Raw genomic sequence first — 21,479 nt, 5'->3', positions numbered from 1 at the left:
GGATTGGTGTAATTTTACTGATTTTAAGCAAACTAGATAACTCTATGATTTAAATACAAATTTTCTCAAATAATTAATCTTTTTTTATCCTGCTGAGTCACATAATTCCATCCATCGCTTAATTCCGGCGCTTCTGTATTTTTGTCGATGCAGGACAAAATAGAACTCTCGATGAAAGTCTCTATGTGGTACGGGTAGTTCAATAAGTGAGCCGCGCTTTAAAGCATCAGTTAATGAAACACGGGAAAGGCAGCTGATTCCCAGCCCCGCTTCTACGGCTCGCTTGATCGCTTCTGTATGTTGCAATTCCAATAGGATATGTAGTTGTGGCAATAGCCCTGCCATGGCTCTCTCAAAAGTCTGTCGCGTTCCAGAGCCCGATTCCCGGGTGATCCAGGTCGCACCGATCAGGTCTTTATCGGCGAGGCGCTTGCGGCTTGCCAGAGGGTGGTTGGGTGCACAGAAAACAACCAGCTCATCATGGCGCCAGGGAATGATTTCCAAATCCGGGTGATTGATCTCTCCTTCAATTAATCCCAGGTCCAATTCAAAATTGCGTACCCTCTCGGCAATTGCTGCGGTATTGGCAACTTCCAGCTGAACCTGAGTACCGGGCTGCTCTTCCATATAACGAGCCATCACGCTGGCTGCCAGGTAGTTGCCAATGGTAAGGGTGGCTCCAATCTTCAGGCTTCCTAACTCCCGGTGAGTGGCCAGTGTCTGCTCAAGTTCCTGGGCCCGTTCAAGGAGTTCTTCCGCCCTTGGCCACAACTGCCGTCCCAGCTCATTGAGGCGCAGCCGCTTACCGGTGCGCTCGAACAGGCGCAACTCAAACTGCTGTTCAAACTCTTTCAGCGCTGTGGAGGCGGCGGACTGGGACATACTCAGGCTCTCCGCAGCACGACTGACATTCTCGTGATGGGCACAGGCAAGGAACACCTCTAACTGGCGGAGCGTGTAGCGCAAAGGGATATCTCCAGTTGATCGTTAAAATAGATAAGGAATATCGAAATATCCCACTTTGCCAATAGATCTTCTAGGGCTAAAATTCAATTATCAAGAGACTCGTGGAATAACCGGTTTTAAGTTTATGTCCAAATTGAATATAGAGAAGGTGTTGGAAGTCCATCACTGGAACGACACACTGTTTAGCTTCAAGACCACCCGGGATTCGGGTTTTCGCTTTGAGAACGGACATTTCACGATGATCGGTTTGCAGCAGGACAATGGCCGTCCGCTGCTGCGCGCCTACTCTATTGCCAGTGCCAACTACGAAGATGAGCTGGAGTTCTTCAGTATCAAGGTGCCGGATGGTCCTCTGACTTCCCGTTTGCAAAAGATCAAGCCGGGGGATGAAATCTATGTGAGCCAAAAGCCCACGGGGACTTTAGTGGCGGATCATTTGCTGCCGGGCAAGCGCCTGTGGCTGCTCTCCACCGGTACCGGCTTGGCGCCGTTCATGAGCATTATCAAAGATCCCACCGTATATGAACGCTTTGACCAGGTAATCCTCACCCACGGTGTTCGCTATGTTTCTGAGCTGGCTTACCAGGAGCAGATCGAGAACGAATTGCCAGAGCACGAGTACTTTGGCGAGATGGTGCGCGAGCAACTACTTTACTACCCAACCGTGACCCGTGAGCCCTATCGCAATACCGGCCGCCTGACTGATCTCATGTTGTCCGGAAAGCTTTTTACCGATCTGGATGTGCCCAAGCCGAGTGTTGAGGAAGATCGCTTTATGCTGTGCGGCAGCCCGGCAATGCTGAAGGATCTCACCAATATCCTCGATGACTGGGGATTCAAGGAGACCCGCGCAGGTGTGCCTCACGAGTATGTGATAGAGCGGGCTTTCGTCGAAAAATAAGTTGGCCAGTCCACCCATAAAAAAACCACCCTCGCGGTGGTTTTTTTATGGGTGAAATACAGATTCCCGAAACTATCCTGATCTTGTGAAACCCCTGCCTTCTATTCTGACTTGAGGGGGAGCTTGCTGGGAGTGGCGAGATGAAGCTGTTTTCACTGGGTGTATTACTGCTTTCCTTTTTCTGGTTGGGTGCCTGTACACGGGTGCCGGAGGGGGTTGAGCCTGTCCAGAACTTCCAACTACAGCGATATTTAGGTCACTGGTATGAGATAGCTCGATTGGATCACTCTTTTGAGAGGGGGCTGACACTCGTAACTGCAGATTACACGCTCAATCCGGATGGGTCTGTTGCGGTGGTTAATACCGGCTATTCGAAATCGCGGGATGCCTGGCAGCTGGCAGAGGGACGGGCTGAGTTTGTCGGCCCCAGAGATGTAGGCCACCTGAAAGTTTCTTTCCTTGGTCCCTTTTACTCTTCCTATATCGTGATTGCCCTGGCAGATGATTATAAATATGCGATGGTGTCTGGATATGACAAATCCTATTTGTGGATATTGTCCCGCACCCCAACTATGCCAAAGGATGTACTGGAGCAGTTTATACAGAAAGCCAAGGTGATGGGTTATCCCGTCGATCAGCTGATATTCCCCAAGCAGGAAGCGCAGCCGGGCGATAAGCCCTCGGCACAGTTTTCAAGATAATAGTCTGTTCAAGGTTCTGCGCTCCCTCCACCAGCTTGTGCATACCAATATCAGCAAAATCAGAGCCGGCCATTGGCGCCCCAGCAGTACTCTGTTTGCGTGATTATTTGCTTCTGGCCCCAAACGTGCGGCAGCCATTAGTTGGGTTTCCCTGGCATTCAGGGACTGCTGCCATAGGGGCCAGTCCTCTTTGGCAAAGATATAGAAGTCTAGTACCGACTCCCCTTCCAATTCAGTCCAAAGCTGGTGCCAACCTGAATTTTGGGGCCAGAAGCTGTAGCACTGACCCTGGGAACTATTGCTTGTGGCGATTCCTCTGGTAGAGCGGGAGTTATCGTGAAATTCTGATAAGAATGGACTCTGATCAGAAAAAAGTGGGCTGCATAGGGTGATGCGTTCCTGAGTACGCGGTAACTGATCGGAGAGGGTTACTGGCTGCTGACTTCCCAAGTGTTTGAGTTGGTAATCAATAATCGACTTCCACAGGCTAGCGAATTCAGTAGCAAACCCACTGGTCAGCCAGCGGTGGCTGTCGCTAAATAGGATCAAACCCAGGTGTTGTCTCTGGGATGAACGCCCCCAAAAAAGCGGGGTTTCTTCATTACCCAGTAAGTAGTCTCTGGAGCCGGGCTGCAAGGCTATAAGGCCAGGATTGCGAAGTGGGGGAATTTCCGCATTGTCCGCTTTTTGGTAGCCAAAGCCAGAGTGTAAATGGGGTGCTTCTCCCCTTTGCAGAGGCATGGAATGGCTAGCAGCGTATTGGAGAAACTCTTCAGAGCTATCGTCACTGACTAACCATAATAGTGACTTTGTAGTGGCCAGCTCGTTGAGCTGACGCTTTTGCAGAACGGAAAATTGTGGCCACAAACTGCTGTCGAGTATCACTAAATCGAAGGGACTTTCATTCGTGAATAAATCCGCAGACTCGGTAAGTGGAAGGCCGTTGAAAGTTTCTTTTCTTATGATTTCAGGTGCCAACTGGGTCATCACTTGTGCTGTTACACCGGATTGGCGCAGCCAGCGAGAGAGGGCGGCTGTCTCAAAAGAGGGGCGTGCCAGCCACATTAATAACTTGGGTTGGAGCGGTTCTCGCACCAGTATGGGTAAGGGATCTGTATGGGTTTCGCCGGCTTCGCTTTCCGTCCGTACTCGGTATAGCTGGGGGCCTGCGAGTTTTGGAGTGGCAGTGAGTTGTGCCTGAATTACTTCTCCCACTTTCAGCTCAAGACTGTCTTCAATATGGCCATAGGGATTGAGCAGACTAATTCGTAGGTTTTCAGTCAGTGGCTGGTTGTTGTGAACCTTTAACTTTAAAGAATCACCCAGGGTAATTTGCCGCTGCCAGTCGAATTCCCAGCGGCTATCAGATTCCTGGATCTTCGATAACTCCAGACGCACTGGTGCCAGGTCCCGCAGTTTGTCGCGGCCGAGTGGCTCCCCATTGAGGGAGATATTTTCCACACCATTGAGATTTATTGGATTTGAGCTCGCCAGCTGTTTGCTGTCGATAGAGATATTGCGCTCGGCGGGAATGATTGCTGGCGGCTGCCAGAGCATCCAGGCACTTAACCAAATCGCCAGTTGCAGGCCATAGTCGAACGGCTTGGCGCCTCGGCGGCGCAACAGTACCAATGATGCTAAGCAAGCCAACAGGCACAGGCCGGGTATCAAGAAATCAATCACAATGATTTCTCCCCTTGCTGGTGTAGCCAACGGCTGAAATGGCTGTCGGCCTCAGCTTGCAAAGGCAGTGAAGGCGCAGACTTCGGTGCTGGCAGTAGCTGATAGAGCAGCTGGTTCAGGGAGTTTGTGCAATCAACACAGTTCGGTTGTTGGTGGCGCTGCTGGTATAAACGCAGCTGTTTGGACAGCTCCAGGCCGAGATCTAGTGATTGCTCTGCGGCTAGCTTATTTATCTGCACCAGTAGATCGGTATCGAGTTCGGCACCTGCGTCTACCTGGGCCATTAGGGTGAGTACCTGTGCTCTTTGTTTTTGTTCAAAGGCACTGTCGACAGTTTCGGGCGCTACATCTTCCCGTTCACCGCTAAGCCGGCGGCTTTCGTCTATGGGGGGCGCCTCGAAGCCGACTCTTTGTAAGTAAATACGCGAAGCCTGCTGTACTTCCTTGATAAAGCGCAGAGCCCGGTGCTGGTGGGGCAGGGAGGCTTGGGGCTCTATAACCGACAGGTCGCGCCAGGAACTCCACATGGCATTCAGCGCGTTGCGCAGTAGCTCCTTGGTTTGGAGGTCGAACAGGGTGGCATGCTCTGAGCTGTCATGCCGGTGTCCGGCAGAGGCAGCTATGCGCTCTGCCTGTTGGAAATGGGAGTCTCGCTGTGAAAAGGGAGTGGCATTTTCTTCGCCATGTGCCTGGTGCTCACCTTGTTCTGTATGATCGTGGCTATGGCCGTGTTCGGACTCCTCTTTATCATCGTGCTCCTCGCTCTCTGCGCTAGAATGCTCCACTTCCGAATCCTCTTCGCCGAGAAAGCGGCCGTAGCGCATGCGCAGCAAATTCTGTTCATAGGCTAAACCCTCGGCGCGTTTGCGAAACGCCTGCGGATGCAGCTGCTCTTGCTCGGCTAATAGGGCCTCGGTGTCAATAATCAGCTGGCGTTGACTGCGGAAGTACTCCGGTAATATCTTAATCGCCATCCCCTCGCTGTCACTCAGCCCGAAAATCTCTTCTTGCGGCCAGCGCAAGATAAAGTGTTGGCTCTTGGCAACGTTGGCGCTGGGCTCGCGGTTATCCCTGGCCTCCAGATACCAGTAGAGTTCATCTCCCGCTTCCATGGAAAACTGGTGGATGGGCAGGGTGAAATCGTAGCGAGCTGCTTTCTTATCTTCCGAGGGGCTTGTTGATAAAGCAGTGGATTGCAAACTGGTGAGTGGAATACGCTCTTCGCGAAAGCGTAAATTTTCTCCGGTGCCGCTGGCGAGGGTGACCAATAAATCCGCAGAACTCACCTGGTAATCATCATTAATCGTCACTTTCACGGGAATACCCTCGGTGCTCCCTTGAATGGTATCGACGCGCAAGCTGGGTGCCTCAAAGGTAAACTCCGGGGCACTGTCTTTTTGCACCCGAATATTATGAATTTCAGGCAATAGCATTTCGCTCTCCGCGAGTTGCACTGAGAGCTGGTAAAAGTCTGCCTTAGCGATAGTCCGTTGTAATTGCCATTTTTTACTGGGTAGATTACCTAGCGGAGAAAAGGCGAAGCGCTCAGCTTCGGCCAACATTTCCAGCCCTTGCACCGGCTGATTCAATTCAAGATGCCACTCGACTGCAGACTGCTCCGGCACATCGACTTGTAGGGATTGGCTGTCAGCTGCGATCCCAGTGTAGGCGGGCGGCTGGATATGGGTTGCCGCGCGCGTTATGGCGAGTTTTTTGGCAACGGGAATAGCTGTATTTTGTTGCGTGGTCTCAGTTTTATCCCCGGTGAAGTGAGAATCGCTAAGTACAAATAACAATAGCCCCAGGCAGGCACCAAAAGCATTTGTCAGGGCACTGCGGAGTTTTTTTGGACCGAAAGACGACTTCAGCAGTTGCTGCAGTTTTGTTTCGATACGCGCGCGCTGTAATTGCTGCAATGGACTTAGGTTGGTTTTCTGTTGGCTAAGCAACTGGCTGCTGTCTTGCAGCTGTGGATATTGTCCATCCAACTGTCGACATAGGCTCTCGGGGCTGGGGCGCCAGCTGCGATCCAATAGAATTGCTACAACAATAATTCCAAGCCAGGCGAGCAATAGCCACTGTGGCCAGCCGAATACAAAAATACCCAAGCCAGCCAGAAGGCTGAGGCCAGTGGCAAGCCAGAGATAGGGCCGCAGGGCTGTCAGCTGCCAGCGCCTGCGCACAGCGTTAAGGGTTAACTGGTGCTTATCCATAGTCGGCCTCCCCATCCCGATTACTATCGGTCGCCATGATGGCTGGAGGTTGCGATAGGGCAATTAGGCGTTCAAAGATCAGAAGTAACAGTAGGGCGATAATTAACCAGGGTTGCAGTTGTTCAATACGACGGTTTTCCACCTCGCTGTCTTCTACAGGAAGGCCTGCCCCAGCTATGTCTGCCACTACTTTATTGGCAGACCAGTAGCCACGATTTTGGTGTTGCAGATCCCAGTCTTGCCCAGACCACTGCTGCCATAAGCGTTCAGGTAAATCCGCACGGCGATAAAAGGCCTCGCTATACCAGTCAGTTTCGTAGCGCAGCCAACTTCCCCGTCCCACTGAGGTCGCCTGAGCTGACTGGCTGTTATCCACAGCAACGAAGTTGAGATTATCGGCAGGGGGGATACTGTTGTCGGTGATTAACAGGCCCCCATCTGTAACAAACTCCAGCACGGCTTGTGGCAGGGGTGCGAGGCCTGTGTAGATAAGCCAATCTGTCTTTTCGGCGCTAGGCGTCTCTTCTCGCTTCAGAGTTTGCACCGATAGTCCCGGCATATTGCTGTGCCAGTCTTCTAGCACTGGCGCCCACCAGCTGGGCGCCTTGCCCATTAAAGCGATACTCGGTAATGCCTGGCTCGGAGCTGTGGATGTTTTGTCGAGGCCGTGCCACTGCCAATGGGGACTGACTCTTAGTGCCTGGTGGGATGCTGGAGCCCCGTTGTTTATCAACAGGATATGAGCCCTGCGCAAATCCGCCCGGCGTGATAGTACTGATAGAGTTTTCCACAGGTCCACATTTTGTGGTGGGGGTGAGATTGCGGAAGGTGTTTCTGGGGATAACCACAGCACTTCATAACCTTCCCCTGCAAGCTGCGGCAGCGAATTGTGGATAAATGCATTCGCTTCGCTCGCCCCAATTCTGGGATCCACCAATATCACGCCCTCTTGGGGATAAATTTCCCGTTTAATCAGCGGCTGTGTCAATAAACTTGCCAGCAGGGCAACGATTAGCAGGCGCAATAGCAGCAACCACTTGTTATCCACAATAGGGCGGCGCGCGCGACTCTGTGAATATCTTTGTACCCATTGCAGCGCAGCAAAGGAAATCTGCTGTGGATTACTTCGGCGCAGCAAATGAATGGCGATAGGGATAATCAGCGCTGTGAATAGCCATAGCCACTGTGGGGATTGAAATAAGTTATTTATCCACAACATCTCAGCACAACCTGCCGTGCAGCTGAATAAATTGCCGCAGTGACTTTTCCACAGGCTGCTCGATAAGGTCGGTCTGTAGTGAACACTCCTGTGCGGCAAAGCGTGCTTTTAACTCGCTCTGTGCTTGAGCAAAAGCATCCAAGTAAGACTGGCGTTGCCGCTCGGCGTCCACTTCTAAAGTTGCGGGAGTACTGGCGCTTACTTCTGGATTGAGCAGCTTTAACTCTCCGCCAAAAGGGAAAGTCTGCTCGGCTTCAACTAACAACTGCAGTGGCAGGCAGGGGCGGCCGGCGGCATGCAGGCGTGCGGCAAAATCACCGATCTCATTGCCCTGTTGAAAAAAATCACTCAGCAACACCACCTGACAAGGGCGTTCAAAGTATTTCCACAGCGGCGCCAGTTGAGCGCGATCTGGCCAGTGGTCGCTGGCGTCGAGTTGTTGTAGCTGAAGGGCGATTTGGCGCTGGTGGCTCTCACCCTGGCCTTCGGGCATATAAATCGTCCGGTTGCTGTTAAACGCCAATAGGGAAAAGCTGTCTCCCTGGGCGTTGAGCAGCCAGCAGAGGCTGGCAATCCAACACTTGGCGTAATGCAGTTTATTCAGGCTGGGCTCGACAAAGCTTGCCTGGCCCAGGGAGGCGCTGGTATCGAGCACAAAGCACACGTGCATACGGCTCTCCTGCTCTGTCTCGCGCACATAGTAGCGATCGCTGCGGGCAAACAGTTTCCAGTTGATATGGCGGATGGAATCACCCGCTTGATAGCCTCGGTATTGATGAAATTCCAGACCGGTGCCACGGCGCTGGCTGTGTTGCACACCGAGCATTACGCCCTCGGCGATATGCCGCGACAGCCACACCAGATTGCGACAACTGGCCAGGGTTTTAGGGGGCTGGTATTTCACGCTGATCAGTCCCGGCCCGGTTCCGGCACCGCCGTCAGTAATTCATCAATCAGCTGTGGCATCTGCACGCCATCGGCCTGGGCCTGGAAGCTGAGCAGCACCCGGTGGCGCAGCACTGGCAGTAACAGGCTGCGGATGTCCTCGCGAGTGACGGCGAGGCGTCGTTGCAACAGGGCCCGCGCCTTGGCGGCGAGAATCAGAGCCTGCCCCGCGCGGGGGCCGGCTCCCCACTTGATCCACTGTTGCAGGGTATCGCTGCCGCTGGTTTCCATACGGGTAGCGCGCACTAGTGCCGCCACGTAGCGATACAGATCGTCGCTGACATGAATTTCCCGCACCAGTTGCTGCATTTCGCGCAATTGCTCCGCATCCAGGCTGGGGCTGGGTTTGACCTTGCTGGCACCAGTAGTGGAGCGCAGGATTTCAACTTCATCCCGCTCATCGGGATAGTCGATATGAATATTTAACAGGAAGCGGTCCAGCTGAGCTTCCGGCAGTGGATAGGTGCCAGCCTGCTCGATGGGGTTTTGTGTGGCCAGTACGAAATAAGGATCGGGCAACTTCAATGTTTTACCGCCCACGGTTACCGAGCCTTCCTGCATAGACTCCAATAGGGCTGCCTGGGTTTTCGGCGGTGTGCGGTTAATTTCATCGGCGAGCAGGATATTGGTGAAAACCGGGCCCTGCTGGAATTTAAAAAAGCGCTTGCCGGTGCTGTGATCCTCTTCGAGGATCTCACTGCCGAGAATATCTCCGGGCATTAAATCCGGGGTGAACTGTACCCGCTTAAAATCCAGCGCACTGGCATCGGCGAGGGTTTTTACCAGCAGAGTCTTGCCCAGCCCAGGTACCCCTTCGAGTAGGGCGTGGCCGCCGGCCAACAGGCAGATCAGCATCTGCTCCACCACGGGTTTCTGGCCGACAATCACCCGTGCAATCTCCTGCTGAAGATTGTCGAGGCTGTGCAGTTGTTGTTCGATACTATTTTCCAGGGTGGTCAGCATAATCAGCTCGTCAGTGCGTAAATAACAATGTTCACCGCAAATTTTGTGTTATCGATGGCGAGCCAGCGCTTGTTGCGGTAGTCGTAGTCCCATTCGCAGCCGAAATCCTTGTTGCTGTAGAGCACGGCGATACGGCCGTTTATAACAATGGCTTTCAGGTAGTCGTGTACCAGATCATCACCCCAGCCATTTAATTCAAAGCTGGTTACCGGCAGTTCATCGAATTGAAAGAAACAGCGGTAGAGGTCGTGATCGTCCGGGAGCTTTTGCAGGCAGTCTTCGCCAAACAGCTCGGCCATTTGCGCTTCGAAGGATTTGGCAAAGAGGCCGTCGATATCGTGGTTGCAGTCGTCGACAAATACAAAGCCGCCGCGATTGACGTAGTCGCGAAAATTCTTTGCCTCTTCCGTGGTGAACTGCACCAGCTTGTGTCCGGCCAGGTAGCAGAAAGGCGCCAGCAGCATTTTTTTATCGGCCAGCGGCACTATGTGCTCTTTGGGATCAACCCTCAGATTGGTGTACTCCACCAGTGAATTGAGCAGGTTGGAGGGCATGCGCTGATCCACATCCCAGTCACCGGACTCGTACATCAAGCGGGTGAAATAAAAATCGTAGTGCTCCTGCGCACTACCCGATGCGGTATTTTGTGCGCGTGTGCTCAGCGGCAGCGCTGCGGCGCAGCTACCCAGGATCAGGCGCTGAAGAAAAGCCTTGCGGGTGAGGGACACGGGATAACTCTGTTACTGCGTTGGTTTTTATTGTTGAGAGCAAAGGAAAGAAGGTGCTCCATTCGAGACACGCTGTAAATACATCCCTGTACGCTCGTAATCGGCATCCATGCCTCATACGGTCTCGAACGGAACACCTTCTTTCCTTCTACTTATTTTATTTCCAATGCTGGGAGCTGACTGGTGTGCTAGCCAGCTCCCGTGTGGATCAATGGCTAGCCCAGTTTGCGCTTGGTATTGATCACATTGATACCGTCGAAGCGTGCAGTGGAACTACCGTGGGACACCGCACTGGTTTGCATAGGCTGGCCCTTACCGTCAAAGAAGGAGCCACCCAGGCGGTAATCATCTTTGTCGCAGACCTGCGAACAGGCATTCCAGAATTCCTGGGTGTTGGACTGGTAAGCGACGTCCTCCACCATGCCGGTAATCTTGCCGTCTTCAATCTCGTAGAACAGCTGTCCACCGAACTGGAAGTTGTAGCGCTGCTGGTCGATGGAGAAGGAACCGGCACCCACAATATAAATGCCTTTTTCCACATCTTTGATCATATCGTCAACACTCAGCTCCTCCTTGCCGGGTAACAGCGAAACGTTGGACATGCGCTGGAATTGCACGCTGGACCAACTGTCGGCGTAGCAGCAGCCGTGGGATTTCTTTTGCCCCAGCATATGTACCTGGTCGCGGGTGGCCTGGTAGTTCACCAGCACACCGTCTTTTACCAGATCCCAGTTACGGGTCTTCACGCCTTCATCGTCGTAGCCGACGGCACCGAGTGAACCGGGCTGTACCTTATCGGCAAACAGATTGACCTTGTCGCTGCCGTATTGGAATTTACCACTGCGCCATTTATCGATAGTGGCGAAAGAGGTACCGGCAAAATTGGCCTCGTAGCCGAGCACGCGATCCAGTTCCAGCGGGTGGCCGACGGATTCATGGATAGTGAGCCAAAGGTGGCTGGGGTCCAGGACCAGGTCGTACTTGCCCGGTTTGACCGATTTAGCAGTAAGCTTTTCCTTAGCTTGTTCCGCCGCCAGGCGTGCGTCTTCGGCCATATCGTAGGAATCGCGGTAGAGCACCGTCTGCGCTTGGATCTTGTCTTCGGGGCGGCCATCCAGGTATTCAAAGCCGCGTCCTACCGGCTGGCTGAGGCCCTGACGGGTGCGGAAGCCGCCGGTTTTCTTGTCCACTGCGGTTACCGAGAAGGGCGCCCACAAACGGTGAACATCCTGGTCGATATAGGAGCCGTCGGTAGAGGCAAAATACTTTTGCTCATTCACCAGGTACAACATGGAGTTGATATAGCTGGCGCCGGCATCCAGGGCGGACTTGTTCACATCCATCAACAGATCCACCTTGTCGGCCAGAGCGATCTGCATAGCGTTTTTCTGGATCGGTGTCTGCCAGCTGACTTCGCCGTGGCCTTTTACCGGGGCCAGCTGCACCGGTTCCTGCTGGTATTTGGAGTTGGCCTTGGCGGTGGCGACTGCCTGGCGGGTAGCGCGGGCGACGCCATCGGGTGTCAGGTCGTTGGTGGCAGCAAAACCCCAGGTACCATTAGCGATTACACGAATCCCCATACCGATGGATTCGGTATTCACCACATCCTGAACCTTCATTTCGCGGGTGACCACGTATTGATTCAGGTAGCGGCCAATGCGTACATCGGCATAACTGGCGCCAAGCTTGCTGGCAGTATTCAGGGCTACATCGGCAAACTCTTTTTTAACAGCGAGATCGATGCCACTTTGAGTGAGTTTGCTTTCGGCCACCAGGTTGCCGGATAGCGGCAACATGGACACACCTAAGCCGGCACCGCTGAGCTGGAGAAATTTTCTTCTGTCCATTTCATCATCCTCAATAGGGCGGCTGTTATACGGCGTCGGAAAGACTGCTGAAGGTAAAGTCGCGCACTTTCAGCGCAGGCACCATGGCAGACATGCCCCACATACCAACGCGCTGGGGAATGCCCATATCCTCGATATTGTTGAGCATGATTACCGGGCTCTCGTTGAAGCGGAAGTTCTTCACCGGGTATTTGATCTTGCCGTTTTCGATATAGAAGGTGCCGTCGCGGGTGAGGCCGGTGAGCAGCATGGACTGTGGATCGACCATGCGGATATACCAGGTTCGGCTTACCAGAATGCCGCGGCGGGTGTTCTTAATCAGTTCCTCGGTAGATTTATCGCCGCCGACCATAATTAGATTTTTGGGTTCAGCGACTACCTCACCTTTGCTTTGCTCGGCCCAGTAGCGGCTGCGAACCAGGTTTTTCACTACACCGTCTTTAACCCAGTCGGTGCGTTCCAGCTGCATAAAATCGTTGTCGGCCCAAGGCTGTGCGGGAACATTGAGGTCGGCGGGGTCGGAGTAGAAGTGCACGCGCTTGTCGAACATCTTCTCGTTGATTCGGTTACCGCCGCCCTTTTTACTCATAAAGCTACGACCCTCGTCGGCATTGCGCGCGTCGAAGCCACTCATCATATAACCTACAAGGCCGGAGACCGCATTGGGTTCCAGGATGACGGTGTACTTGCCCGGCTCCAGGGCGCGGGCCTCCTGGGACAGTACCGCCTTGTCGATGGCCACTGAGGATGTACTACCGGTATTCATAGCGCCAAAGTCAGTAACATCGCTTTCGGCCCAACCGGAACCCAGGCCGTTCTCAGTGCGCATGGTAACGGTGAAGTTGGCGGAGGTGGAAGCGTGATAGCCGAACAGTCCTTTGCTGGTGGCGACTGCGGCAAAGGCGCGCTCGTCTTCCAGGTAACCGGCGGCAACCACTTTTTTTTCCTTGGCTGCAATGATGGAATCGGCAGCCGCCTTGGCGCGTTGGTCCGGAGTGATATCGGCAGTAGACTTGGCAAAGCCGTCCACACTCACATACTTTTGTGCGCCCAGCATGGGCATGGCTTCCGGGTTTTCGGGGGACAGTTTGGCCAGCTCTTCCGCACGGCGCATCACCTTTTCCAGGGACGCATCACTGAATTCGTTGATGGTAGCTACACCGGATTTCTTGCCGAAACGGGCCTCCACAGCCAACTCGATATCGTTGACGATGCCGCTGGTGGAAACACTGTTGCGCGCGTAGCGAATGTTGCCGGTTTCACTGCCGGCCAGCTGTGCGCTAGCTTCATCGGCGCGGCTGTATTTTAAAACCTTATCGAGAATACGCTTCGCTTCACTTCTACTCAGAATTGCCATTGCCTTTTCTCCAATTACTTATTCTTTTGCGCTGCCGGTCAGGAAATCTTGCGCTTGGTATTGATTACGTTGATTTTGTCGAAACGGGTGGTGGAACAACCATGGGATACCGCACTGACCTGGCTGGGTTGGCCCTTGCCGTCAAAGAAGGTACCGCCCAGGCGGTAGTCGCTGCTGTCACAAATAGCGGAGCAGGAGTTCCAGAATTCCTGGGTGTTGGACTGGTAGGCGACGTCCTCAACCTGGCCGACGATTTCGCCGTTTTTGATCTCGTAAAACAGCTGCCCACCGAACTGGAAGTTGTAGCGCTGTTGGTCGATGGAGTAGGAGCCACGCCCGACGATATAAATCCCTTTTTCCACATTGCGGATCATATCTTTGGCGGAGTACTTCTCCTCGCCCGGTGCCAGGGAGACATTGGGCATACGCTGGAATTGCACACTGGACCAGCTATCTCCATAGCTGCAACCGTGGGATTCTTTTTGGTCGATCATATGTACCTGGTCGCGGGTGGCTTGGTAGTTCACCAGTACGCCGTCTTTTACAAGATCCCAGCGCTTGGTTTTTACTCCTTCATCGTCATAGGCGACGGCACCGAGGGAGCCTGGCTGTACCTTGTCGGCAAACAGAGTGACTTTGTCGCTGCCGTACTGGAACTTGCCGCTGCGCCATTTATCCAGGGTGGCAAAGGAAGTTCCGGCGTAGTTCGCCTCGTAGCCGAGGACACGGTCCAGTTCCAACGGGTGACCAACGGACTCATGAATAGTCAGGCACAGGTGGGAGGGCTCCAGAACCAGGTCGTACTTGCCCGGATCAATAGATTTGGCGGATAGCTTGGCCTGAGCCTGATCTGCTGCTAAAGCTGCGTCTTCGGCCATGTCGTAGGAAGCTTTGTAGAGCGTGGTCTGACCGCGGATTTTGTCTTTGTCGTAGCCGGCCAGATACTCATAACCTCTGCCTACCGGATCGCTGAGACCGTTGCGGGTTTTAAATACACCGCTTTTCTTATCCACTGCAGTGACTTGCATTGGTGCCCACAGGCGGTGGATATCCTGGTCGATATAGGAGCCGTCGCTGGAGGCGAAGTATTTTTGTTCATTGACCAAATATAAGGAAGAGCGGATATAGCTGGCTCCAGCCTTAAGTGCGCCGTTATTGACCTCCATGAGGAAGTCAACCTTTTCACTAATCGGCACTTCGAGGGCATTTTTTTGAATGGGTGTCTGCCAGGAGACCTCGCCAACCCCTTTTACTGGCGCCAAGCGCACGGGTTCGGTCTGGTACTTGGCATTAGCCTTGGCAACAGCGACGGCCTGGCGTGCGGCGCGGGCAACACCATCGGCAGTCAAGTCATTGGTGGCGGAAAAGCCCCATGTGCCGTTGGCTATGACACGGATACCGGCGCCGAGGGACTCTGTATTGACGATATCCTCAACATTAGTTTCGCGGGTCATTACGTACTGGTTTAGATAGCGACCGATACGTACATCGGTGTAGCTGGCACCGGCTTTACGTGCCGTATTCAGGACTACGTCAGCCAGCTTTCGCTTATGTGAACTGTGCATGCCCTCGTTGAGCAGCTGCTCGGCGCTGACTTGAATGCCCTGCAGAGGTAACAAAATACCACTGGAGCCGACGCCGGCGATTTTGAGGAATTTTCTTCTTTCCATTGGCTACCTTTTCCCACCAGGCGACAGCACGCTTTGAGGTGAGTTTATTGTTATTGTGCCCGGTACAAATAAGGCCAGGTCGGGCCCTTGCTCCAGACTTTGGGTATGCACAACTAACAGGAGCAGCCCACTGTTGTAAAGTATTCGTTCGGTGAAGTGAGGTTTGTTAAAGGCAAATGGTTGGGCAGCGGACGAGGCCAGGGGATATTGTCTAAATAGCCGCGTTTTTGCGTACTTCGTCAAAGTTTGTGTCTATAAGCAGTTTACCGTTTCGGAACACTGGTCTCAGCAGATTTTTGTGTTGACCAAGTTCTTCCAGGCGAATGGTTATAAGTTCACCATTGTCTAGTTGAACCAGGGCCAGGTGTCCGCGCTTAGACTTTTTCTCCGGGCCTGTAATTGGGTCCTTATAGATATCCCGCCAGGTGCCATTGATGCGAATAGCACTGGCTTTCATTGCGAAGCTCATGAGGTCCCGGTCAACCTTTTGCAAAAGCTCTCCCCCCATACCAAAGGCAACATTTTCAGCACTTTGTCGCTGTTCCTTCATGGCTTGCAGTATTTGAGGGATGGTAATTCGCGATACACTGTCCCCCTGGATAACCCGGATATAGTTGGGTAATACGCGATAGCCTTTAGCATTGGTGTGAGCGCCAAAAATCCGTATCAATCGCTCTATACATTCGACAACAATCTGCACTGGATTGCCTGAATCCGGGCGAATAACCAGGGTGCCGCCGCTATTTTTGACGGTGTTTTTTAATGGGCCGCCCCAGATTTTTTCCACTGCATGCCACAGGTCATAGCTGTCACTGACCACGGCAACGGTTTTGTTTTCACCGGAAAAATGCTTCAAGATATTCTGGTAGGCTGCTGCCTCTCCATCGCGTCCCCAAGCGGTGATGGTGCTATGTTCCGCCGCAGGAATCGAAAATCCAGGCATATCCGCATTGTAGAATTTTCTTGCACCTAATATTCCTGAGAGGGTATCTGTTCCTTGGAAATTCACCAAGTGGGCCATGCCGCCCAGCATGGCGCTCTCAAGGCTGCTGGCACCGCGCGCACCAAAGTCGTGTAGTTGAAAAGGTAAGCTCTTTTTAGATACTGCTGTTTCTTGCAAGAATCGGGCAATAGTTTTCTTTATTTCCCGGCTTTGTGTGGCAACAGTAGACGGATACCAGATAGCGCGTACTAATGCTGTTTCCAGGTAACTGGTTAACCAAAAACAGGCGGGACAGGTATTAGTGACTTGCACTGTTACATTGTGCAGTGGAATCACCGCACCCTCGTCCACTGCGCTGATTTCCAAAGGAAGCAAACCCTGATGTCTCTGTACTATATGTTCCCAGCCAGCGCGAAAAAATGGCAAGCCGTGGGCATGCAGTAGCTGCTCGGCCTCGTCAATATTGGCAGCGGTAATGGCATTCTGCAGATATTGTTTTATAAAGGCCTGCAGGCCAAAAAATACAGTCTGTTCAAATTCCCCTCCCCGGCACTCGATATAGCTACTGACATACTCTGCACCTGATGGATACTGCAAGTAATGGCTCGCCTTATAACTGTCGGCATTGAGAATCAGATTTTGTATCGACATTTAATACGTCTACTGGTATTGGAAGTGACCGGGTGGTTTGTCACCAAAAGCCCGCCACATGCTTGGTCCGGATGACTTTTTTATGGCGGGATTAATTGCTGTAAGGGTGTGTAATTAAAAAATGAATGCTGGATGTTAAACCACCGTTCACAGAAAACTCCCTGAATTATAGATAGCACAGCAGCCGAGTGAATATTTTCCAATGCCGTCTGGTTCTACCATGCTAGTCAGCCATATGGATTTTTATTGACCCTGCGAATACAGGTGTGTACTTTTGTATACATGGCAAGTAAGGGATCAACATGCTCAATAAATCTCAATCCATATCGGCGCGCCTGTCGGCGGAAGACTATGCGTACCTGATGTCGATCGATCGCAATGGTGCGATTACTCAAAGTGAAAAAGTGCGTGAAGTTATTGCAATGGCGAGGGAGTCTACTGGCGGACACAGCCTAGCCCGTAGCTATCTCTCCTCAGCCGAAGCCATGCTGTCCCTGAAAGCCCGTTATTTGGAGGAAAACCAACGAAGCCTGCTCATAGAGGCTGTTATGGAGTTGCTCTCAGAGAGTGCCGCGATATTCCAAAATGGTTCTAACACTGAGCCAATGGCACCATCGCTGGAGAAAGACTTGTTGCCAACTGTGGAAGCTTTCCTGGAAAAAATGCTGTTGTTGTCCCAGCAAAGTAGCCCTCGCAGTATTCACAAGGAGTCGGCTATGAAAATTCGAGAGCGGCTTGAAAGTGAAAATATAGAATAATCATCCAAATACATAAAATAAAATTTTAATTGTGATACAGGAAAGTATTACAGCTGACGTAAAAATCAAAAAACGCACAACTCTTTTTAGCAAATTGCCTCGTGAAGAGTTATCGGACTGTGAAGGATCTTGTCTGGCGTTGGTGGGAATTGAAACAGTAAAAGGAAGGAAAATTATGAGAGAAGGATTAATTAAACGTATCTCACGGCTGATCTCAGCATCTGCCAATGCTGTAGTGGATTCGGTGGAAAGTGCTACACCTCAGTTGGTAATGGAACAGGCTATTCGTGAAATTGACGATGCCGTTGCCGATGTGCGCGAGCAGTTGGGTAAGGTGGAAGCGGCCAAGTACCTTAACAGTAAGGCATTGAATGAGGAAAATAATCGACATAGTGCTCTGGCCGGGCAAATTGAGGTCGCGGTAAAAGAGAGCCGTGATGACCTGGCGGAGGCTGCGATTGCCAAGCAGATGGATATTGAAGCTCAGCTACCGGTTCTGGAAAAGGCTATAGCTGAGAATGATAGCGAAATGCAGGAGCTGAATGCTTATATCAGTGCATTGCAGGGCAAAAAAAGGGAAATGCGTGAGCAACTCAAGGAATTCGTTAAGGCCAACGAGCATATTACCAATGGTGTAACTGACAATGGGCATGGCTCCAGCCGTAAAACGGAAACTCAGGTGGAGCAGGCTACAGATGCCTTTGATCGAGTACTGGAACGAGCGGGAGTGCATACTTCCAAGTCCAGTGCGGATGCAAGCAAGTTGGCAGAACTTGAGGAACTTGCACGCAACAATCGTATTAAAGAGCGATTGGCCAAACTTAAGTCGGAGGCCTGATGGCATTCCTGCTACAAGACCAGAACCTGATATTTACCGGTGCGCTGGTATTGATGCTAATGATCGCGGTTCTTGAGGGCGTGATGACATTAATCGGCATCGGTATTTCGGATTTACTCGATAATATGTTGCCGGAATTTGATGTAGATGCGCCGGATGGGGGCTTAACAAAGGTCCTGGGCTGGTTGCGTTTTGGTGAGGTGCCAGCATTAATCTTACTGGTGGTTTTTCTGGTAGCTTTCGGTGTTACCGGTCTGCTGATCCAGATGTTTGTCGAGTCCAATTTTGGTCTCTTATTACCCGAAGGCCTGTTGGCATTGGGCGTATTTTTCCTGACTTTGCCGCAAGTGCGTTTTGTCGGCAACTTATTACGCCGTTTCGCTATTGGTGATGAAACTGAGGCGGTAGGACGAGACTCCTTTATTGGCTGCGTGGCAGTGATTACTATCGGTAAGGCCGAAGCCGGATCACCCGCCGAAGCCCGCTTTAGTGATGAATATGGTACTAGCCACTATGTGATGGTGGAGCCTGATGAGAGTGAAACTTTTAAACAGGGGGAGAAGGTGTTACTGGTGGAGGAATTGGGAGCGCATTTTCGTGTAACCCGTCCTACCAGCCAGCACCTGATGGAAAATAATTAAATGGAGAATCTAGCAGTGATAGGAAACTTTTCCGAAATTATATTTATAGCCGGTACCATTCTGGTCGCCCTAATTGTAATCGGTACCATTTTCGCAAGACTGTATACACGCGCTTCAAAGGAGCGATCTTTTGTTCGAACTGGTATGGGCGGGCAGAAAGTAATTATGAATGGCGGTGCTTTGGTGTTGCCGGTTTTGCATGAAATTATTCCGGTAAACATGAATACCCTGCGTCTTGCCGTATCGCGCAAGGAACACCAGGCTCTGATCACCAAAGATCGTATGCGTGTTGATGTACTCGCTGAATTTTATTTACGTGTAAAACCGGATGTGGATGCCATCGGTAATGCTGCGCAGACCCTGGGGTTACGCACCCTCGATCCGGAAGCACTGAAGGAGATGATTGAGGGTAAATTTGTCGATGCATTACGCTCTGTAGCTGCAGAAATGGAAATGGCTGAATTACATGAGCAGCGCAGCCAGTTTGTGCAAAAAGTGCAGCAGGTAGTATCTGAAGATCTCCTGAAAAATGGGTTGGAGCTGGAAGCAGTATCGCTAACAGGTTTGGATCAGACTCATAAAGAGTTCTTTAACCAAGACAATGTGTTTGATGCTGAGGGCCTAGCCAGTATGACCCGCTCTATTGAGGCGCGTCGCAAGGAGGTCAATGACGTTGAACAGGAAACTATGGTGCAGATCGAGAAGAAAAATCTCGAAGCTGAGCGGCAGAAGCTGGAGATCGATAAAGAAAAACGCTATGCGTATCTAGAACAACAGCGTGAGCTGGAGAATCGTGAAGCTGCACAGAAGGCTGATATTGCTCGAGAGCTGGCAGAACAGGAGCGTGCAGCGCGTAAGGCTGAAATTGAAGCCCAGCGTGAGGTTAGTCAATCCCAGATCGCTGCCGAGCAGGCCACCAAGCTACTTGAGATTGAAAAGGAACGCCGACTTCAGGAACAGGAAATCGAACGTGCGCGAATTCTAGACGAGCAGCGTATTTCCAAAGAGAAGTCAGTGGAAATTGCCGAGCAGGAGCGTGCTATTGCTGTTGCGGAAAAATCCAAGGAACAATCCTTGGCAGACCAGCAGGCCAATGTTGCACTTGCAGACGCAGTAAAAGCAGAGGAGCAGGTACGCACAGCCAAGGATGTGGAAGTGGCTGAGCGTGATAAGCGCATTGAAATTATTGAAGCGCAGAAAGTTGCTGAGCGCCAGGCTACCGGTATCAAGGTCATGGCCGAAGCGGAAAAAGCGGCTGCAGAAGACAAGGCCGAGGCTTTACGTTTGCAAGCTTCTGCTGAGGCTGAAGCGATTCGTATCAAAGTTGAAGCAGACCGCGAGAAATATGCGGTAGATGCCGAAGGTCAGCGTTTGATGAATGAGGCCTACAACAGTCTTAATGAAGCTCAGATTGCACTTAAGAAAGTTCTCAGTCTGCATGAGAGTCTACCTAATATTATCCGTGAGAGCGTTAAGCCGATGGAGAGTATCGATGGTATGAAGATTATTTCTGTTGAGGGATTGAACGGTATCGATGGTCGTGCATCCACAGGTATTCTTGATAGTGATGCTGAAGGTAAAGGTCAGAGCCTGCCGGAAGCCCTGGTGGGCAGTGCCTTAAAGCACCGTGCGATGGCCCCCTTGGTAGATTCCCTACTGAAAGAGGCTGGAGTTGGAAGCCTGAATAAGGTAGAAGAAATAGAGGTTTAATTTTTCGGTCAATTATGCTGGCATGGACTTGCCAGGGCTTGATCAATACTAAATTACCAGATTAATAAAACGAAAATATTTAACCCGGGCCTGTTTTAACAGCCCCGGGTTGTTTTTTTTGAGAGTAGGAACATATGAAACGCTGTACCAGCTGTAAAGAGGGGCTACTTGAGCTAGGTTTTATTGAAGAGTTATTTCGTGCGCATATCTGCTCATCATGTGGGGGTAGTTGGATCCTGGTCGAGGACTATTTGAGCTGGAAAAGACAGAACCCTGAGTATCAATTTCCTGATGAGCTAAAGGCTACTAGCAACGTGGTTGGCGAGGATTCCAAACGAGCCATTTTGTGCCCGGCATCAGGTGCCATTATGCAAAAACTCAGTATTATGGCTGGTAGTGAGCACCGTCTTGACTATAGTCCTGCCGTTGGAGGAATTTGGTTGGATAAAGGCGAATGGGAACTACTGAAGTCTGAGGGACTTGCCGGCTCCTTAAATTTCCTGGTGACCCATGAATGGCAGAAGAAAATTAGGGAAAATAGAGCTCAGGAGACTTTTTCTGAAGTATATCGAGGCAAATTTGGCGATGAACTGTATAGCAAGGTCAAAGAAATCCGTGAGTGGTTGTATTCACAGGAAAAGAAAGTGGAAATACTCGCTTATTTGACTGCGGAAGATCCTTATTCTGCTGAGCGCTAACTGACCATTATTTACCTTGATTTGTTTGAGAATAACTGTACATGTAC

18 protein-coding genes are annotated in these 21,479 nt (G+C 51.6%); 7 read left to right on the top strand and 11 right to left on the bottom strand.

All coding sequences use genetic code 11. The annotated features are described in order from the left end of the window. Window positions 1-84: 84 nt before the first annotated feature. A complete protein-coding gene (locus GL2_RS06240) occupies window positions 85-966 on the bottom strand; it encodes a LysR family transcriptional regulator (RefSeq protein ID WP_143729846.1) in 882 nt (293 codons plus the stop codon). A 124-nt stretch (window positions 967-1,090) separates the two neighbouring features. On the opposite strand from GL2_RS06240, the gene GL2_RS06235 reads away from it, so the two are divergent. Then, the gene (locus tag GL2_RS06235) at window positions 1,091-1,867 is read left to right on the top strand and encodes a ferredoxin--NADP reductase (protein WP_143729845.1); all 777 of its coding nucleotides are present in this window, start codon (window positions 1,091-1,093) and stop codon (window positions 1,865-1,867) included. A gap of 140 nt (window positions 1,868-2,007) precedes the next feature. Continuing rightward, a complete protein-coding gene (locus GL2_RS06230) occupies window positions 2,008-2,568 on the top strand; it encodes a lipocalin family protein (RefSeq protein WP_143729844.1) in 561 nt (186 codons plus the stop codon). Here the strand turns inward: GL2_RS06230 and GL2_RS06225 are convergent. The 10 genes from GL2_RS06225 to GL2_RS06180 all read right to left on the bottom strand — a co-directional run bounded on the left by GL2_RS06225 (window position 2,560) and on the right by GL2_RS06180 (window position 16,787). Then, on the bottom strand, window positions 2,560-4,251 hold the full coding sequence (locus GL2_RS06225; protein ID WP_143729843.1) for a hypothetical protein: 1,692 nt from the start codon (window positions 4,249-4,251) through the stop codon (window positions 2,560-2,562). The genes GL2_RS06230 and GL2_RS06225 overlap by 9 nt on opposite strands. Then, on the bottom strand, window positions 4,248-6,464 hold the full coding sequence (locus tag GL2_RS06220; protein ID WP_143729842.1) for a hypothetical protein: 2,217 nt from the start codon (window positions 6,462-6,464) through the stop codon (window positions 4,248-4,250). The genes GL2_RS06225 and GL2_RS06220 overlap by 4 nt, the downstream gene beginning before the upstream one ends. Further along, the gene (locus tag GL2_RS06215; protein WP_143729840.1) at window positions 6,457-7,683 is read right to left on the bottom strand and encodes a BatA domain-containing protein; all 1,227 of its coding nucleotides are present in this window, start codon (window positions 7,681-7,683) and stop codon (window positions 6,457-6,459) included. The genes GL2_RS06220 and GL2_RS06215 overlap by 8 nt, the downstream gene beginning before the upstream one ends. Window position 7,684: 1 nt before the next feature. After that, a complete protein-coding gene (locus GL2_RS06210; protein ID WP_143729838.1) occupies window positions 7,685-8,587 on the bottom strand; it encodes a DUF58 domain-containing protein in 903 nt (300 codons plus the stop codon). A 5-nt stretch (window positions 8,588-8,592) separates the two neighbouring features. Continuing rightward, window positions 8,593-9,591, bottom strand: coding sequence for a MoxR family ATPase (locus GL2_RS06205; protein ID WP_143729837.1), 999 nt, complete (start codon window positions 9,589-9,591; stop codon window positions 8,593-8,595). Window positions 9,592-9,593: 2 nt separating this feature from the next. After that, window positions 9,594-10,319, bottom strand: a complete 726-nt coding sequence (locus GL2_RS06200) for a DUF4159 domain-containing protein (protein ID WP_143729836.1) — start codon at window positions 10,317-10,319, stop codon at window positions 9,594-9,596. A 215-nt stretch (window positions 10,320-10,534) separates the two neighbouring features. Continuing rightward, window positions 10,535-12,166 (bottom strand): TldD/PmbA family protein, encoded by a 1,632-nt coding sequence (locus GL2_RS06195; protein WP_143729834.1) that lies wholly within the window; start codon window positions 12,164-12,166, stop codon window positions 10,535-10,537. Between the two features lie 25 nt (window positions 12,167-12,191). Further along, window positions 12,192-13,523 (bottom strand): TldD/PmbA family protein, encoded by a 1,332-nt coding sequence (locus GL2_RS06190; RefSeq protein WP_143729832.1) that lies wholly within the window; start codon window positions 13,521-13,523, stop codon window positions 12,192-12,194. A 38-nt stretch (window positions 13,524-13,561) separates the two neighbouring features. Next, complete coding sequence (locus tag GL2_RS06185) at window positions 13,562-15,193, bottom strand: TldD/PmbA family protein (RefSeq protein WP_143729831.1); 1,632 nt, start codon at window positions 15,191-15,193, stop codon at window positions 13,562-13,564. Between the two features lie 211 nt (window positions 15,194-15,404). Next, entirely contained in the window at window positions 15,405-16,787 is a 1,383-nt protein-coding gene (locus tag GL2_RS06180; protein WP_143729829.1) for a nicotinate phosphoribosyltransferase, read from the bottom strand. Between the two features lie 302 nt (window positions 16,788-17,089). Between GL2_RS06180 and GL2_RS06175 the strand changes: the two genes are divergently transcribed. The 5 genes from GL2_RS06175 to GL2_RS06155 all read left to right on the top strand — a co-directional run bounded on the left by GL2_RS06175 (window position 17,090) and on the right by GL2_RS06155 (window position 21,432). Beyond that, the gene (locus GL2_RS06175; RefSeq protein WP_143729827.1) at window positions 17,090-17,545 is read left to right on the top strand and encodes a hypothetical protein; all 456 of its coding nucleotides are present in this window, start codon (window positions 17,090-17,092) and stop codon (window positions 17,543-17,545) included. Window positions 17,546-17,720: 175 nt separating this feature from the next. Continuing rightward, a complete protein-coding gene (locus GL2_RS06170; protein ID WP_143729825.1) occupies window positions 17,721-18,383 on the top strand; it encodes a PspA/IM30 family protein in 663 nt (220 codons plus the stop codon). Continuing rightward, window positions 18,383-19,024 (top strand): YqiJ family protein, encoded by a 642-nt coding sequence (locus GL2_RS06165; RefSeq protein ID WP_143729823.1) that lies wholly within the window; start codon window positions 18,383-18,385, stop codon window positions 19,022-19,024. The genes GL2_RS06170 and GL2_RS06165 overlap by 1 nt, the downstream gene beginning before the upstream one ends. Further along, the gene (locus GL2_RS06160; protein ID WP_232053775.1) at window positions 19,025-20,734 is read left to right on the top strand and encodes a flotillin family protein; all 1,710 of its coding nucleotides are present in this window, start codon (window positions 19,025-19,027) and stop codon (window positions 20,732-20,734) included. A 134-nt stretch (window positions 20,735-20,868) separates the two neighbouring features. Continuing rightward, window positions 20,869-21,432 (top strand): zf-TFIIB domain-containing protein, encoded by a 564-nt coding sequence (locus GL2_RS06155; RefSeq protein WP_143729821.1) that lies wholly within the window; start codon window positions 20,869-20,871, stop codon window positions 21,430-21,432. Window positions 21,433-21,479: the final 47 nt, after the last annotated feature.

It is taken from the genome of Microbulbifer sp. GL-2 (assembly GCF_007183175.1).
In the GTDB taxonomy this organism is placed as follows: Bacteria; Pseudomonadota; Gammaproteobacteria; order Pseudomonadales; family Cellvibrionaceae; genus Microbulbifer.
This window is presented reverse-complemented; position numbering and strand designations above follow the sequence as displayed.